Genomic DNA, 16,319 nt, shown 5'->3' with positions numbered 1-16,319 from the left:
CGGTTCGGGCATCGCCATGAGCGACCCCACATCCTGATGCGAGAAAACGATGAAAACGACATTTCGAATGTAACCACAGTCGATGTGCGCGGGGGTGCGCTCGGACGTTGCCTCGTGTTGCCTCCCCCGACGGGCGCGCTCCCCAAGTCCGTGGCCAGCACGGTAAAGCTGTATCGGTGAGTTCGTGACCGGTGGAGTGTGCACCATGGGTATCCAGACCAATCGTCATCCGCTGGCCGAGTTGCGCGCCCGAATGGGCGGGCTGTCGGCCACCGCATATCTGAGTCGCCTGGACCAGCGTCATCGCGCCCTGGGCTACGGCTCGATGGCGGTGCGCCGGGAGAAGGTGACGCGCTGGGAGTCCGGCATATCGACTCCCGAGCTGACCGCGCAGCTGGCGATGGCCGACCTGCACGGGGTGCCCGAACACGCTGTGCGCGAATTGGGTTGGCCCGCATGGCTTTTCCTAGCGCTGTCCAGTGATGATCAGGTGTTCACCGATGCCCCGTGGACACCGGAGGCGACGGTGGCGGCGATCCAGGCCGCGGCGTGGCGCGAGTCCATGGATCGACGCGCCTTCCTGATCGTGACGGGCGCCTCGTTGACCGCGCTGACACACAACTGGGCGGGCGGCATCGAACAGGGCGCGCCGCGCGCCGCGGCGCGGCCCACCGATGGGCTGCTGGCCGGACTTGCCAATTCACTGGCCGAAATTCGCCGCCTCGATGATGCTCTCGGCGGCACGGTCCTACGCAATCTGGCGACGGACGTACTCCAGCTACTGGCCGTCCTCGCCCGCGAGACCGACCACGACGAACCGACCCGGCGGCGACTGTACACCCTCGTCAGCGAGGCGGCCCGCCTCTGCGGCTGGCTGCATTTCGACACCGGACTGCACGCGGCCGCGCAAGCCTTCTACGCCACCGCGTTGCGCGCTTCGGCCACCGCCGACAATGCCGAGGCGGGCGCGAACGCGCTGGCGTTCATGGCGATTCAGACCTACACCATCGGCAATCCGCACGACGCGGTCGATCTCGTCCGCACCGCCCTCGATCAGACCCGGCGCCGGACCACTCCCCGGGTGCGCGCCATCCTGCACGCCCGGCAGGCCCGCGCCCTGTCCAAAACCCCGCACGGCCAACGCGATTGCGCCCGGGCGCTCGACAATGCCCGCACCGAGCTCGCGCGCGGCGCACACGACGACGATCCGGACTGGGCGTACTGGATGACCGACGCGGAGCTGGAGATGCTCGCGGGATCGTGCGCCCTGGACCTCGGCCAGCCGCGTCATGCCCTGCGCCACTTCACCACCGCCCACGAGATCCATTACGCCACAACCCGTTACAGTCGCGACCACACGCTGTTCCTGACCCGGGTCGCCGCGGCCCATCTGGCCCTCGGCGAAATCGATCAGGCCTGCGCCGCCATTCGCCGAGCCCTGCACCAGCACACCCGCCTGCACTCCCATCGCACCCATACCGCCATCACCGACCTGCGCGCTCAACTGCGACCGCATCAGCACATCCCGGTGGTCGGGGAGCTGCTCGAGCTGTCGCGGGAACCGCTGGGGCTGTCCGATACCGCGCGGACGACCCCGCGGCTGCCCGACCGGTCGTCCAGGTCGGCGTGATCGGCAGCAGTTCTCACCGCAAGAACCCCGTCATGCCGTCGCAGGCCAGCGGGCAGCCCTCGATCTTCGACCGGTTCGCCACCGCGGTCGGCAGTCGGGTGTCGGAGGCGTGGTTCTTCTGTCTGTGCGTATTGATCGTCGTGCTGTGGGCGCCCTCGATCGGGGTGACCGACCCAGAAGCGTTCCGATGCCGCGGTTCAGCAGAAGCTCGATGCCATCGCCGCGGGATCGGCCGATCTCATGGCGGCCGTGGGCGAGGACACCGCGGCTGATCGCCGGGAACTGCGGACGGCCGTCGGACTCGAAAATCGCGAAAGCGCCGACTAGAACCGCTCGGCGCGGCATCGCCGGGCAGGCTGTGTTCTCAACCATGACCCCGGCGACACCGCTCGTATCCGAGCGTGGTGACAGTCGCGCCATTGGGCGTCGGCGACGATGTCACCATCACGCATTCGTTGCGATCGCGACATCGGACGCCTCTGTCGGCGGCCAAAACAGACGAATCGCGGCCACGGTTGGAAATGCCAGGCGCGCAGGATAATTCAATCCCCTACCACATCGATCGCGTCGAGGTTTCACCGAGTCGACATCGCCCCTTAACTTCCGGTATGCCCCGTAACCCCCTCCGCGCCATGGCAGGCCGCGCTCTCCTCGCGGTCGCCGCGGTATCGCTCACCCTGACGTGCGTACTGGCCGAGTCCGCGTACGCCGAACCGGGCGCGCCACCCGATACGATCCCGACCCGCGATATCAAGCAGCACCTGGCGAAGTTCCAGGCGATCGCGGACGCCAATGGCGGCACCCGGGCCGCGGGTACATCGGGTGACGCCGCCTCTCGCGAGTACGTCTCCGCGGCGCTACGCCGCGCCGGATATCGAGTCACTGTGCAGGCGTTCGAATTCCAGAGCGGGAGCGCAACCCGCACCACCTACAACCTGTTCGCGGAGAGTAGGCAGGGCGACGCGGAGAGGGTGGTCATAGCGGGAGCGCATCTGGACTCGGTGTCCGCCGGGGCGGGCATCAACGACAACGGTTCCGGCGCGGCGGGTTTGCTCGAGGTCGCCCTGCGAATGGCCACCGCCCAGCCGAAGAACAGGATTCGCTTCGTCTGGTGGGGCGCAGAGGAACTCGGCTTGCTCGGCTCGAAGTACTACGTGTCCAACCTGTCAGAGGCCGACCGTGCCACGATCGGCCTCTATCTGAATTTCGACATGATCGCCTCCCCGAACTTCGCGTACAAGATCCGCGACGGCAGCGCCGGACCGTCCGGCTCCGCCGAGATCGAGCGAAATTTCGCCCGATACTACGACTCGCGAAACCTGCCGCACGTTCGCGCGCCGCTGAACGGCCGCTCGGATTACGACCCGTTCCTGCGGGCCGGGATTCCGATCGGCGGCCTGTTCACCGGCGCCGAGGGCATCAAGACCGCCGAGGAACAGCGTCTGTTCGGCGGTCAGGCGGACCGCCCGTACGACTCCTGCTATCACCGGTCCTGCGATACGACCGCCAATATCGACGACACCGCGTTGACCGTGAACACGGGCGCGATCGCCGATGCCGTGCGGACCTATGCCTTCAGCGATTCGCTGCCCGGGCCGCGGCACCGAGCGATCGACCGCGGTCAGCCGATATGGGCCGACAGGTCGGGGATCATGCGGTAGACCTCCGACTCCCAGTTGCGCCAGTTGTGCATGCCGACGGTCGGGAAATCATAGGTGACGTTGTCCGCGCCCAGGGTCATCATTCGCACCTGGAAGGCGCGGGTTCCGGCCAGCGCCAACGTTTCCAGCGGCACACCCTGGATGACGTCCATGACGCTGTGCACATCACCCGCGGCGGGGATGCCGGTGGCCGCGGCGACCCACAGGCGGGTGTTGTGGGCCTTCAGCTGCGGCGCGAATACGAACGGGTCCATGCGCAGCCACGCCGCGCCCCACGGCGGCGCCATCGAGTCGATGTTGTAGCCGCCGGCGTCGATCATGGCCGCGCGCAACGCCTCTCGCATGCCGGGCGCGGAGTTGTTGAGGTAGCCGGAGTACGAACCGGCGAAGCTGAACTGGTCCGGATGGTAGGCCGCCAGCGTCAATGCGGCGCTGCCGCCCATCGACAAACCGAAGACGCCGTTGTGGACCGGGTTGAAACCCAGTCGCTCCTTCAGCGCGTTGCGCAGATCCTGGGTCAGGAAGGTCTCCCAGGTGTAGCGGTAGCTCTTACCCGGACCACCGGCCGCGACCTGAGTGATGCCCGGCCCGCCCGGAGCGCCGCCGGACGGGGCCATACCGAAGAACGAACTCGCCGAGTTCCAGTCGGCGTAGAAGCTGGACTGCCCACCGATCGGCATCACCACATTGATATTCGCCTTGGTGAGCGCGTCGACGATATTGGTATTGATCTCCCAACCGGACAGATCCTGCCCGGCGCGCATCCCGTCGAGCGCGTACACGACGCGACCGGTATTGCCGTCGGCGGCGCGGAAGATTCGATTCTTGACCGGACCCATGGTCGGCGAGGTCACCCAGAAGTCGGTGCCCGCCGGACTGGGCGCGGCCGAGGCGGTGGCGGTGTCGGCCACCGACACTCCGAACGGCACCAGCAGCGCCAACGCCATCCACGCCGCGGATCGCCCGAGCCATCCGGCCCGCCGCCGCGCACGTCTTTCCCGCCCCTTGCGCACAGTCACGCCTCGCATATTCTGTTCGGCCTTTCCCTCGCACGACCGGACTCGGCCGCTTCCTGCCAATGGCCGTCACCGCGCATGAAAACCTGCGTCGGGCAGCCGTTCTCGCGGGAGCCTATCGCCTCGGCAAAGAAAAGGCGTTGCCGAATCGTGATCTGAAGCGGAATTCGGCGATCCTTATTAGGTACTGCTTAACGGACTTGATCGCCCGCGCCGATCACGACAGCGATTCGTCGAGCTCGCCCAGCGATTCGATCAGACTCAGATTCGCCGAATAGTCCACCGGGCAGGCGATCACCGACACCGTATCGGCCGCCAGGGCGGTGCGCAGGGTCGGCAGCAGATCCTCGGCCGCCTCGATCCGATAGCCGACGGCACCGAAACTCTCGGCGTATCGGACGAAGTCGGGGTTGCCGAATTCGGTATCGGTGTCGCGCCCGATCTCCAGATCCATCTTCCAGCGGATCAAGCCGTAGGCGTCGTCGACCCAGATCAGGATGGTCATCGGCAGGCGCAGCCGCAGGGCGGTCTCGATCTCCTGCGAGTTCATCAGGAATGCGCCGTCGCCGGTGGCGACCAGGACCTTGGCCTCGGGCCGGGCGATCTTCGCACCGATCGCACCGGGCACCGTCCACGCCATTGTCGACAGGCCGTTGGAGATCAGGCACGTATTGGGCTCGTAGGTCGGGTACAGCCGGGCCATCCACATCTTCAGCGCGCCCGTGTCGACGAGCACGATATCGTTGCGGCCCAGGGCCGCTCGCGTATCGGCGACGATCCTGGCGGGCGCGAGCGGAAACCGGTCGTCCACGCTTCCGGCGGCCAGCTCGTCGGCGAGCAGGGCCCGGATGCGCTCCTCACCGCGGGCGTCGAAGGTGCGCCCGACCGCCTTGGCCACCGCGTCGAGACTGCGCCCGATATCGGCGTGCAGGCCCACCGAGACGTCGTAGTGGGCGTCGACCTCGGCCGGGAAACGGTGAATGTGAATGATCTTCTTGTCGCCGCCCGGATTGATCCGTACCGGGTCGAACTCCTGCAACTCGTAGCCGACGGCCACGATGACATCGGCCTGATCGAATCCGAAGTTCACATAGTCGTGGCGCATGAATCCGACTGCGCCCAGTGCCAGCGGATGATCGTCGGGAAAGACGCCCTTGCCGTGGAAGGTCGTGGCCACCGGCACCCGCAGCGCCTCCGCGAACCGGCGCAGCGCCGCGCCCGCAGCGCCGCGCACCGCGCCGTGTCCGGCCAGCACGATCGGATTGCGCGCGGAGGCGAATACCGCGGCCGCCCGATTCACCTGTTCCGGCGACGGCTCCTCGGAGCGAGGCACGTTCAGCGGCAACGGCGTCAACGCGTCGCCGACCGCGGCCTGCTCCACATCCTCCGGCACCGCCAGATACACCGCGCCGGGCCGCTCGGTCTGCGCCAGCTTGAACGCCTTGCGCAACATCTCCGGCACCGCGCCCGGCAGCGATACCAGCGCCGACCATTTGGTAACCGGCGCGAACATCGACACCAGATCGACGCCCTGATGCGACTCCTTGAAGTACCGGTCGAGTCCGACCTGCGCCGACAGGGCGATCAGCGGCGTCGAATTGGTCGTGGCGTCCGCGGTGCCCAGCAGCAGATTGATGGCCCCCGGCCCCAGCGTCGCCGAGCACACGCCCGCCCGCCCGGTCAGCCGACCGTAGATCTCGGCCATGAACGAGGCGCCCTGCTCATGCCTGGTCAGGACATAGCGGATCGACGAGCGCGACAGCGCGTCGACCAGCCGGATGTTCTCCTCGCCGGGAATGCCGAACACATGTGTGACCCCCTCGTTCTCGAGGCATTGCACGATCAGTTCCGCGGCGCTTCGTGACTGGTCCATACTTCGAACAATATGACTTCGGCCTCAGTTGGTGGTCTCGGTGAACCCGTCGAGGACGAGTTTCGCGGCGTCACTGTCGATTCGAGTGTCGAAGATCGGCTGATGACCGGCGGTTATTCGGATCGCCTCGAGGTAGACCCCGCGGCCGTGATAGAGCTGATCGGTCAGATAGCGCCAGCGCAGTAGTACCGATCCGCTCGAGCCCGCCAGTTCGGCCGACGCCGTCAGCCACTGCCGCCCCTCGTATCCGCTCACCCGCCCCGGCGTGGTCACATCGACTCGATCGCCGGTGATCCGGAACGGAATCTGCCGCCAGTTCGCGCCGCCGTCACCGGAGACCTCCAGAAAGACGAAGTCGGAACCGGGTTCGGTGTCGTACCAGAGCCCGAATTCCAGGCGGGCGGCCGCGGGCAGCGCGATCGGCAGCGTCAGGGCGGTACCGGACCGGTCGGCCATTCCGCCGAACCATGCGCGGCGATCGGTGGCGGGCCGGACCGCCACCGCGCGCGCCATATCGTGGGCGACCGCCCAGCGCGCGGGATTGGTGGAACCCCAGTCGCGACTCGGATGGACCCGATTGGTGAGCAGGACGACGAAGGCTCCCGTGGTCGGGTCGCCGACCAGCGAGGTGCCGGTGAAACCGGTGTGCGCGAACGTATACGGCGTCGCCAGCGCCCCGGCCTCCCAGTGCTGATAGAGCTCGAATCCCAGGCCGTGATCATTGCCCGGGAACGCCTGGTTGTAGTTGGTCAGCATGGCGAGGACCGAATCACGCGACAGGATCCGGTGTTCGCGGTAGCAGCCGCCGTTCAGAATGGTCTGGGTGAAGATCGCCAAATCGTATGCGGTGGAGAACAATCCGGCATGCCCGGCCACTCCGCCCAGCGCCCAGGCATTCTCGTCGTGCACCTGACCCCAGACCAGCCCGCGATCGGGCTGCAACTGATACTCCGCGGCCGCGATCCTCGGCCGCAGCGCGGCCCGTGGATTGAACATCGTATCGGCCATTCCCAGCGGACCGGTGATGCCGTCGCGCACGAGCACGTCCAGCGTCGTCCCGGTGATCGTCTCCGAAACGAGTTGCAGCGTCAGGAAATTCAGATCCGAGTAGAGGTAGGTCGTCGCGGCGGGAGCCTGTGGCGCGGTGGCCAGGATCGCGGCGACCATCTCGCCGCGGGTGGCATAGGTCCACAGCGGCGGGCTCGGATCCGGAGGCAGCCCGGAGGTGTGGGTGAGCAGCTGGAGAATCGTGATGTCGCTCTTGCCCTGTGCGGCGAAGTCCGGCAGATACGTCGCCACACTGTCGGCGAGTGCGAGTCGGCCACGCTCCAGCAGCTGCACCACGACGGTCGCGGTGAAAAGCTTTGTCAGCGAGGCCAAGTCGTAGATGGTGTCGACGGTGGTCGCGATGCGCTGATCGGGCGGCAGCGGGTCGCCCTGATGATTCGCGTACAGCAGGGCATAGCCGTCGGCGGCGAATTCCACGATCACGCCGTCGCGTCCGGCGATCACCGTCTCACCCGGATACATCGGGTGGCCGTTCTCGCCGGTTCCGGGTCGCAGTCCCGCCGCGGCGTCGATCGGAGTCCTATCGGCGTAGGCGGCCAGCAGCCGGGCCTGCGTGGGGGTGCCGTGCCGCAGGGCGGGGCCGGTGTGCGGAATCAACTCCCGCAGCGTGCGACCGCCGGAGGTCGTGACCGTGACCTGTTGCGATGTCATGGGCCGTCTTCCCGATAGATCAGGTATTCCCTTCGCAGCCGGGCGAATTCGCCGAGCTCGTCCTGCCAGTCCGCCACGATCGCGGCGGTGTCCTTCCCGGCGTCGACCGCGGTGCGCAGCCGAGCCGAGCCGGACAGTTTGTCCACCCAGGTCGCGTCGCGCCCCGGGTATTGCCAGCCGAAGTCGCCGGGATACAGGCGACGGGCGGTCACCAGCATGGCCACCGCCGTTCTGATGGCGTCGAAGCAGTTCCGGTCGGTGATGTGGCACTGCACCCCGCCGCAGACCACATTCGCGTATTTGTCGAAGGCGGGCTGCACGTACTCCTCACGAAATCTGCTGCCGCGCAGCCCATTCGCCGCCAGCTCGGAATTCAGCGCGTCCACCCAGCGGTAGTCGATGTAGGGCGCGGTGATCAGCTCGAACGGTCGGGTGGTGCCGCGGCCCTCGGACAGATTGGTGCCCTCGAACAGGGCCAGCCCGGAATAGGTCAGCGCGGTGTCGGGGGTGGGCATATTCGGTGACGGCAGCACCCAGGGCAGCCCGGTTCGGTCGTAGTACATGCCGCGTCGCCAGCCGCTCATCTGGACCACGGTCAGCTCCGCCCGCCGACCTCCGGCGTCGTCCGGGACGAACCGATCGTTGAACAGCAGCGCCAATTCACCGATCGTCATCGCGTGCTGCTGGCAGATCGGCTTCATACCGACGAAGGTCGCCAGGGCCGGATGCAGGACCGGGCCGCGGGGTTCGATACCGCCCACCGGATTGGGCCGATCCAGCACGAGAAACGGAATACCCAGTACGGCGGCCGCCGTCAGGCCGAGATACATCGTCCAGATGTAGGTGTAGAACCGGGCCCCGACGTCCTGGATGTCGAAGCCGAGGGCCTCGACCCCGGACTGCCGTATCAGCGAGACGATATCGGCCAGGTCGCCGCCGTAGAGGTTGTAGACCGGCAGTCCGGTCCTCGGATCGACGTAGGTTCCCTGCCCGCCCCCGGCCTGCGCGACACCGCGGAAACCGTGTTCGGGGCCGAATACCGCGATCAGGTTCACCTCCGCCGCGGCATGCATGACATCGACCTCGTGGGTGAGATCGCTCATGACCGCGGTGGGGTTGGCAATGATCCCGAACTTCTTGCCCGCCACCAGCCGATAGCCATCGGCGGCGAAGCGATCGAATCCGGTCCGCACGCACCGCACAAGCCCGAGGCTCCCACGACGCACCCGCGCAGTCAATCGTGAGGCGTTCTAACACATCGGAATTCGATTCCCCGTCATACCCAGGGACTACCCCGGGCGAGAATTCGCTCGATAGCTTCGGCCGATGACGACACCAGCGGTGAAACCCGACTACGCGCGCCTGTTGCGCCGAATCTCCGATGCGGGACTGATGAACCGGCGTCCGGGCTACTACGCCGTGCGGCTCGGTTTGGTCGGCCTCGGTTTCGCGGGCGGCTGGGCGGCGCTGTTCCTGGTCGGCGATTCGTGGTGGACGCTGCTGGTCGCGGCGTTCATGGCCGTGACGTTCGCACAGGTGGCGCTCGTCCTGCACGATGTCGCGCATCGCCAGGTCTGGCGGCTGCGGCGGCCGTCCGAACTCGTGGGCCGCATCGTCGGCAATGCCGGTATCGGCCTGGCCTACGGGTGGTGGCAGGACAAACACACGCGACATCACGCCAATCCGAATCACGAGGAACTCGATCCCGATGTCGCGCCCGACATTCTGGTCTGGTCACAGCGGCAGGCGCGGGCCAGCCGTGGTCTGCCCCGCCTCGTCGGGAAGGCGCAGGCGTATCTGTTCTTCCCCCTGCTGATGTTGGAGGGGGTGAACCTGCATGTGTCCAGCGTTCGCGCGCTCGGGAATCGTTCGATCAAACATCGCGGGTGGGAGGCGGCGCTGCTGCTCGCCCACTTCGTCGCCTATCCGACCGCCCTGTTCACGATTCTGTCCGTCGACAAGGCTTTCGCGTTCCTGATCGTCCATCAGGCGCTGTTCGGTCTGTACCTCGGCTGCATCTTCGCACCGAACCACAAGGGCATGCCGACCCTGACCGGTGACGACCGCCCCGACTACCTGCGCCGACAGGTGCTGACCTCCCGCAATGTCCGCGGCGGCGTGCTGACCGACCTCGCCCTCGGTGGACTCAACTATCAGATCGAGCACCACCTGTTCCCGAGCATGCCCACCCCGAATCTGCGTCGCGCCCAGGTGATCGTCCGCGGCTTCTGCGCCGAGATCGGCGTGCCGTATCACGAGACCGGGCTGATCTCCTCCTACCGCGAGACGCTGCGGCACCTGCACCGCGTCGGCGCGCCGCTGCGCACCGCTACTGTCTCCCAAGACCTTTCACGGGGCTGATCATTGCCGCCGGGAGGATCGAGGCGCAGGCGACCCCGCCCATGATCACCAGCGTGTGAGCGAGGGTGGTGGAGCTGTAGAGGCTGCCGAAGGCGGCCACGCCGAGGACGAAACTGAATTGGAATGTGGTGGTGGCGATTCCCGTGGCGTCGGGCACCTGGTCGGGCCGCACGTGCGCCACCGTCAATCCGAGCAGCGGCGTGAAGCAGGCTCCGTAACCGAATCCGGCCACCGCCAGCAGCGGGGCGGTCGATACGACACGATCGAGTATGCCGAGCACAATCAGACTGCCGCCGAGCACCCCGAGGCCGGTGATCGTGAGGGCGAGGTGTCGCCGGTGCGGTACGAGAGATCCTGGCGCCGAACCGATTCCGAACCCGACGGCGAAGGGAGCGAGCGCGAGCCCGGCCGCCGCGGCGCTGCGCCCGTATTGGTCCTGCAGGTCCGCGGCCACACAGAACAGCACACCGGTGTAGGTCGTGCACGACAGCAGCAGGGCGATCAGCCCGGGCCGCATACCCGGCACCGCCATGATGCTCAGGTCGAGCAGCGGGGACCCGTTGCGCCGCAGTTGGATTCGCTGCCACGCGAGGAACGCCGCGAGCACCGCGACGCCGAGGGCCACGACCGCCCAGCCCGGCCGGGTCCAACCGGCGTCGGGGCCGAGCGCGAGCGCGCCGGTGATCGCGGCCGCGCCCACGGTCAGCAGACATACCCCGGCCAGGTCGAGTCGCCGCGGTGAGATCTCGATCTCCGGTAGCAGCCGGGCGGCACCGGCGAGCACCGCGATCCCCACCGGCAGATTCACCAGAAAGACGATCCGCCAACCCAATCCGAGGATATCCCAGCTGATCAGCGCGCCGCCGATGGCCAGTCCCGTGGTCGCGCCGATCGAGATCATCGCCCCGTAGGCCGCCAGGGCGCGCGTCCGCGCCGCGCCGGTGAAATCGGCCTGGATGAACGAGATCGCCTGGGGCACCGCCATGGCCGCGCCCACTCCCTGGACACCGCGCGCGCCGATCAGCACGACCGCGTCCGGCGCGAGACCGATCGCGACGGAACTCACCGTGAATACCGTGATCCCGATGAGGAACAGGCGTCGCCTACCTCGGTCCGAACCCAGTCGCGCACCGGTGATCAGCATGCTCGCGTAGGTGAGCGTGTACGCCGCGACCGCCAGCGCGGCGGTACCCGGTTCGATCCGCAGATCCCGCTGAATCGAGGGTGCGGCGATATTGCCGACGGTGGTGTCCATCGACGCCATGAACTGTCCGGTCAACACGACCGCCAGCGCCAGCCAGCGTCGCCGCGATCCGGGCAGCGTCGCGATGTCGGTCGGCGGCACCATCACCGCCGCGGGCCGCCGTGGACGGACTCGGCGAGTAGTTCTTCCATCGCGGCGACGCAGTCGAACACGTCGACATACCGGATGTGCAGCGGCGCCAGCCCGAAACGCAGCAGGTCCGGCGGGCGTAGCTCGAGGTGGAATCCGCGGGCGGCCAGATCTTTCGCGAGGCGCTCGGCCTGTGCGCTGCGCAGCGAGACATGACTACCGCGCTGCGCGCTGTCGGCGGGTCCGGTCACCTCGACACCGTAGCGGGCCAGCCGGGCCCGCGACAGCGCGATGAAGCTCTCGCCGAGCGCCACCGATTTGGCGCGTACGGCCACCGGATCGGCCCGCGCGGTGAGCGCGACGCCCTCGTCCAATGCCAGCAGGCTCAGCAGGGGCGGACATCCGGTCGTCAGGCGGGCGATTCCGGCATCCGGTCGATACTCCGCGGTGAAGTCGAACGGTCGCGTATGCCCCAGCCAGCCGGTGATCGGCTGTTCGAAGCGCGGCAGCAGCCGATGGGCGACGTACATGTACCCGGGCGCGCCGGGCCCGCCGTTGAGGTATTTGTACCCGCAACCGACCGCCAGATCGGTACCCGCGGCGTCCAATTCGACGGGGACGACGCCCGCGCTGTGCGACAGGTCCCACAGCACCAGCGCTCCGGCCTCGTGTGCCCGCTCGTTGATCCGGCGCATCGGAAGCAGTTGCGCGGTGCGGTAATCGACATGGCTGAGCATTACCACCGCGACATCGGAGTCGATGTGGTCGATGATCTCGTCGGTGGGCGTCCGGCGCACGGTCGCCTGCCGCTGGACATATCGCGCGACCCCGTCGGCGATGTAGAGGTCGCTGGGAAAGTTGTCCGGGTCGGTGAGAATCACCGACCGTTCGCTCCCGGATTGCGATTCCATTGCGCCGCACAGCAATTTGAACAGGTTGACCGAGGTGGATTCGCCCACGACGACTTGGCCGGGCGCCGCGCCGATGATCTCGCCGATGCGATCGCCGGTGAGCGTCGACAGTCGCAGCCATCCGTGGTCCCACCAGCCCGCGTTCATATCGTCGCGCCACAGCCGCAGGGCCTCGTCGAGTCGATTCGCGGTCGCTCGCGGCGGCGGACCCAGCGAATTGCCGTTGAAGAAGACGCGATCGTCGCGTAGATCGAACAGCGCTCGCATATCCCGCAGCGGATCCGAGGCGTCGAGCTGTTCGAAGTATCGGCGCTGGTCCATGTGCTACCCCGCGATCTGTCGCATCAGACCGTACATATCCTCGTTGTGCCACCACTCCACCAGCCGGTCCTCGGCGTCGAAGCGCATGATGTCGATCCCCGACAGCGATACGGTGCGTCCGGTCCCGGGGATGCCCGACAGCACGCCGGTATGTGTTCCCGAGGAGTTGTATCTGGCAACGAGTTTGTCGCCCTCGACGAGTACGTCCTCGATGACGAAGCGGAAGTCGGGAAAGGCCTGGTTCCAGTCGATCGCCATGGCCACGTGCCCGTGTTTCGTATTCGGAAAGGCGTCGATGGGGCGGTGGTCGAAGAAATGTTCCGACAGCACGCGGCCGCCCGCCGGATCGCCGTGGTTCCAGAGTTCGCCGATCCAGATGTCCTCGTACACATGTCGCATGAGTTCGCGGCGAATCCCGGTCTCCGTCATGATGTTTCCTTCCGAGCGGGGCGGCCGTCGGCGATGAACGCCGCGCGACCGCGTTTCAACCACTGCACGGTGACGCGTGCGGGCCGAAAGTTGGCCTCGAGCACCGGGATCGCGGTTTCCGGGTCGGTGGCGCCGCAGGTGAAGATGTCCACCGCGGCGAACTCGTATTCCGGCCAGCTGTGAATGCTGATATGCGATTCCGCGAGCACCGCGACTCCCGTCACCCCACCCGCGCCGCCGAAATGGTGGACATAGATATACAGCAGCGAGGCATTGGTGGCCCGCACGCAGTCGCGCAGCACCCGCTCGATCAGTTCGGGGTCGTCGAGTCGGCTCGCGCCGATGAGGTCGACGAGCAGATGGGTTCCCGCCGCCCGCAGTCGCGGTATCCGGTCGGTGGCGGCTTCGGTCATCGGGCCGGCAACGGGTTCAGCGAGAACCCGCAGACGTCGCGGGTGGCGACGGCCGCGCCCGCGGCCACCGTCACCGGGGTCACATCGTGCAGGCAGCGCGGATCCTCGAACACCACCGTATCGATCGGCGTCTCCAGTTCGAGTTTGCGATACACCACGCTGTCCAGATCGGCGAACAGACTGCGCCCGCCCGAGACGTCGACCCGATTGATCAAGGAGATCGAGGTGAAGGCGTGCCCGTCGTGATGCATACCCTCCGGCGCGGGATATCCGGGCTTGTCCGGCAATGCCACGATCCGGATCAGATGTACCCCGATCTCCCAGTGGCGCGCCGCGCTGACTCGCGACTGCGGAAGTACCGCGAGCACATCCCACATCAGCTGATGCAGGAAGGGGTTCTCGGTCGTTCGTTCGGCCAGCGGTTCGAATTTGCGCTCGAACCCGCCCGCGTACGGATTGACCTCGGCCTCCTGATAGAAGGCTCGGTGCTCGAGCTGTTCGATCCGATGTGCGACGGTGTCGGCCGAGAAAAGGCTGAATCGGCGTTTGCGGAAAGCGTATTCGGTCTGTAGCCACCGGTCGTCGGCCAGATCTTCGAAATCCGCTGCCAGCTCCGATAATCCGGTGACGATATCCGGCGGGAGATCGGCCGTGGATCTGCCGGGGAGCATGACCACCGGATCGTCGTCGAAGCGGTCGACGGGTAGGGTGCCGAAGAGTTCGGTCCGAATCAATGACGCCATCGTAATCCTCTGGTATGGACGGGTCACGACACGTAGTCGAGATAGAAGTCGAAATCCCACTCGCTGGTCGTGGCCAGAAATCGTTCCCATTCATCGAGTTTGTGCGCGGTGTAGACGCGGTACATATCGCCGGGCAGCGCCGAACGCACGACTCGGTCGCGATCCATTGCCGCCAGTGCCGCACCGAGATTCATCGGCAGCCGGTGTTGTGCGTCGGGTGCGCTGTCGTAAGTGTTGGCGCTGGACGCGGGCCCCGGATCGAGGTCGTTGTCCAGGCCGTCGCTCAGCGCGGCGAGCAGGCCCGCGGCCATCAGGTACGGGTTGACCATCGAATCGGCGGCGCGATACTCGACGCGATCGGGTGCGGATACCCGGACAGCGCAGGTACGGTTCTGAAAACCCCAGCCCGCTGTCAGCGGAGCCCAGAACCCGGTGTCCCACATGCGGCGATAGGAATGCACCGTCGAGGCGGCCAGCGCGGTGAGCCCGGGCAGATGGGCCACCAGCCCGCCGACCATGCGCTGCCCGATTGTGCTGAGCTGCTGCGGATTCGCGCCCGCGGCGCGGCCGTCGGTCAGCAGATTCACCCCACCGGTGCGGTGGTGTCGCACGCCGGGCGCGGTGGTCTCGGGGTCCATCGCGATCGGCTCGTCGTCGCCGCCGCGCCACAGCGACAGATTGTGGTGGCAGCCCGACGCCGACAGTCCGGGGAAGGGTTTGGTCATGAAACACGCGATGACGCCGAATTCGCGGGCGACCTGACGGCAGATCTGGCGATAGGTGATGAGCCGGTCGGCATTGCGCAGCGGATCGTCGAAGCGGAAATTCAACTCGAGTTGACCCGGTGCGTCCTCGTGGTCGCCCTGGATCATGTCCAAACCCATTGCCCGGCCGTAGTTCAGCACACGCAGGCTGATGTCGCGCAATTCCTCGAGCTGATCCACGTGGTAGCAATACGGTTTCGTCACGCCGACCAGCGCGTTGTCGGCATCGCGGCGCAGCCACATCATTTCGGGTTCGGTGCCTACCCGCAGCCGCATATCGTGCCGGTCGGCGAAGGCGGCGTGCAGCCGGGCCAGATTTCCGCGACAGTCCGAAGACAGTGCGGCGCCGGGGTTTTCGATCTCCTCCCGATTGCGGAACAGCCGGGCGAACACCCGCGCGACCCGGCCGTCCCACGGCAGCTGGGCGAAGGTCTCCGGTTCCGGTATCGCGATCAGCTCCGACGCCTCGGGCCCGTAGCCCAGGTAGCGGCCGCGCCGATCGGTCGCGACATTGGAAACCGCCCCGTACACCATCTGGACGCCGCGGGTCGCCAGGTCCTCCCATCGGGAGGCGGGCATGCCTTTGCCTACGATTCGGCCGGTGACCGATACGAATTGTACGTAGATGTACTGAATTTCGAGTCTGTCGATCAACTTACGAACATCATTGGTCGCATCGCTACGCCCGGGTTCGGACAGAAAGGCATCAATGTCCACAGATTCCCCCTTCGACCACGCCTCAACGCATTGGTCAACGTCGAGACGGGGGCGGTCGGATCACTCCGGATACCGATCAATTCGTGGATCGGTATCCGGGATCCAATAAATTCTTCCACCTGAGAGTAGGGTTCCGCAAGACTTCACGACCGCGCATTCCACCCATGCGCGCCAATACAATTCACGGGTTGCCAGGTGTCGCCGGAACATGTTACGGCAGGGGGGCGAGCCTATATTCGGCGGATTTCGCGAGCCTTTTCGCCGGACGGGATCAAAGGAGCTTCCAGTCCTCGAGTCCGTCGTAGAGCGGGAAGTCCTGGGCCAGCAAGCTGGCCCGGGCCTTCAACGCGGCCACATCGGCGTCACCCTTCAACGCCGTCGCGATGATATCGGCGACCTCGGTGAACTCACCATCGCCGAAACCGCGA

General features: G+C 66.7%; 13 protein-coding genes and 2 pseudogenes. 4 read left to right on the top strand and 11 right to left on the bottom strand.

The annotated features are described in order from the left end of the window. The first annotated feature begins 184 nt into the window (after positions 1-184). The 3 genes and pseudogenes from NP4_RS32035 (at position 185) to NP4_RS32030 (ending at position 3,291) form a co-directional block, all read left to right on the top strand. Entirely contained in the window at positions 185-1,630 is a 1,446-nt protein-coding gene (locus NP4_RS32035) for an NsdA family TPR-like regulatory protein (protein WP_147288043.1), read from the top strand. A 32-nt stretch (positions 1,631-1,662) separates the two neighbouring features. After that, positions 1,663-1,957, top strand: a pseudogene (locus NP4_RS42905) (low affinity iron permease family protein). Positions 1,958-2,262: 305 nt separating this feature from the next. Next, a complete protein-coding gene (locus NP4_RS32030; protein WP_068005937.1) occupies positions 2,263-3,291 on the top strand; it encodes a M28 family metallopeptidase in 1,029 nt (342 codons plus the stop codon). Here NP4_RS32030 and NP4_RS32025 read toward each other — a convergent pair. The 4 genes from NP4_RS32025 to NP4_RS32010 form a co-directional block, all read right to left on the bottom strand. Beyond that, positions 3,252-4,319 (bottom strand): alpha/beta hydrolase, encoded by a 1,068-nt coding sequence (locus tag NP4_RS32025; protein WP_068005936.1) that lies wholly within the window; start codon positions 4,317-4,319, stop codon positions 3,252-3,254. The genes NP4_RS32030 and NP4_RS32025 overlap by 40 nt on opposite strands. Positions 4,320-4,524: 205 nt before the next feature. After that, positions 4,525-6,180, bottom strand: a complete 1,656-nt coding sequence (locus tag NP4_RS32020) for an acetolactate synthase large subunit (protein ID WP_068005935.1) — start codon at positions 6,178-6,180, stop codon at positions 4,525-4,527. A 24-nt stretch (positions 6,181-6,204) separates the two neighbouring features. Continuing rightward, positions 6,205-7,899 (bottom strand): serine hydrolase domain-containing protein, encoded by a 1,695-nt coding sequence (locus NP4_RS32015; protein WP_082876409.1) that lies wholly within the window; start codon positions 7,897-7,899, stop codon positions 6,205-6,207. After that, a complete protein-coding gene (locus tag NP4_RS32010) occupies positions 7,896-9,092 on the bottom strand; it encodes an exo-beta-N-acetylmuramidase NamZ family protein (RefSeq protein ID WP_068005933.1) in 1,197 nt (398 codons plus the stop codon). Before NP4_RS32010 ends, NP4_RS32015 begins: the two co-directional genes overlap by 4 nt. 133 nt (positions 9,093-9,225) lie before the next feature. On the opposite strand from NP4_RS32010, the gene NP4_RS32005 reads away from it, so the two are divergent. Then, positions 9,226-10,260 carry a fatty acid desaturase family protein gene (locus NP4_RS32005; RefSeq protein ID WP_068005932.1) on the top strand — a complete coding sequence of 345 codons (1,035 nt, stop codon included), beginning with the start codon at positions 9,226-9,228 and terminating at the stop codon, positions 10,258-10,260. On the opposite strand, the gene NP4_RS32000 is transcribed toward NP4_RS32005, so the two are convergent. From NP4_RS32000 to NP4_RS42900, 7 genes and pseudogenes are all read right to left on the bottom strand, one after another. Beyond that, the gene (locus NP4_RS32000) at positions 10,229-11,605 is read right to left on the bottom strand and encodes an MFS transporter (RefSeq protein WP_211335934.1); all 1,377 of its coding nucleotides are present in this window, start codon (positions 11,603-11,605) and stop codon (positions 10,229-10,231) included. The two genes, NP4_RS32005 and NP4_RS32000, sit on opposite strands and share 32 nt — an antisense overlap. Before the next feature lie 2 nt (positions 11,606-11,607). Further along, positions 11,608-12,825, bottom strand: coding sequence for a kynureninase (gene kynU, locus NP4_RS31995; RefSeq protein ID WP_068005929.1), 1,218 nt, complete (start codon positions 12,823-12,825; stop codon positions 11,608-11,610). A gap of 3 nt (positions 12,826-12,828) precedes the next feature. Next, positions 12,829-13,254 (bottom strand): ester cyclase, encoded by a 426-nt coding sequence (locus tag NP4_RS31990; RefSeq protein ID WP_068005928.1) that lies wholly within the window; start codon positions 13,252-13,254, stop codon positions 12,829-12,831. Next, positions 13,251-13,667 (bottom strand): adenosylmethionine decarboxylase, encoded by a 417-nt coding sequence (gene speD / locus NP4_RS31985; RefSeq protein WP_082876407.1) that lies wholly within the window; start codon positions 13,665-13,667, stop codon positions 13,251-13,253. The genes NP4_RS31990 and speD overlap by 4 nt, the downstream gene beginning before the upstream one ends. After that, positions 13,664-14,410 (bottom strand): 2OG-Fe dioxygenase family protein, encoded by a 747-nt coding sequence (locus tag NP4_RS40370; RefSeq protein ID WP_169813836.1) that lies wholly within the window; start codon positions 14,408-14,410, stop codon positions 13,664-13,666. The genes speD and NP4_RS40370 overlap by 4 nt, the downstream gene beginning before the upstream one ends. A gap of 23 nt (positions 14,411-14,433) precedes the next feature. Next, positions 14,434-15,753, bottom strand: coding sequence for a glutamine synthetase family protein (locus NP4_RS31975; RefSeq protein WP_211335933.1), 1,320 nt, complete (start codon positions 15,751-15,753; stop codon positions 14,434-14,436). Positions 15,754-16,162: 409 nt separating this feature from the next. Further along, positions 16,163-16,319 (bottom strand): annotated as a pseudogene (locus NP4_RS42900) (serine hydroxymethyltransferase); the annotation flags it as partial.

The sequence above is a fragment of the Nocardia pseudobrasiliensis NBRC 108224 genome, from assembly GCF_001613105.1.
GTDB lineage: Bacteria > Actinomycetota > Actinomycetes > Mycobacteriales > Mycobacteriaceae > Nocardia > Nocardia pseudobrasiliensis.
This window is presented reverse-complemented; position numbering and strand designations above follow the sequence as displayed.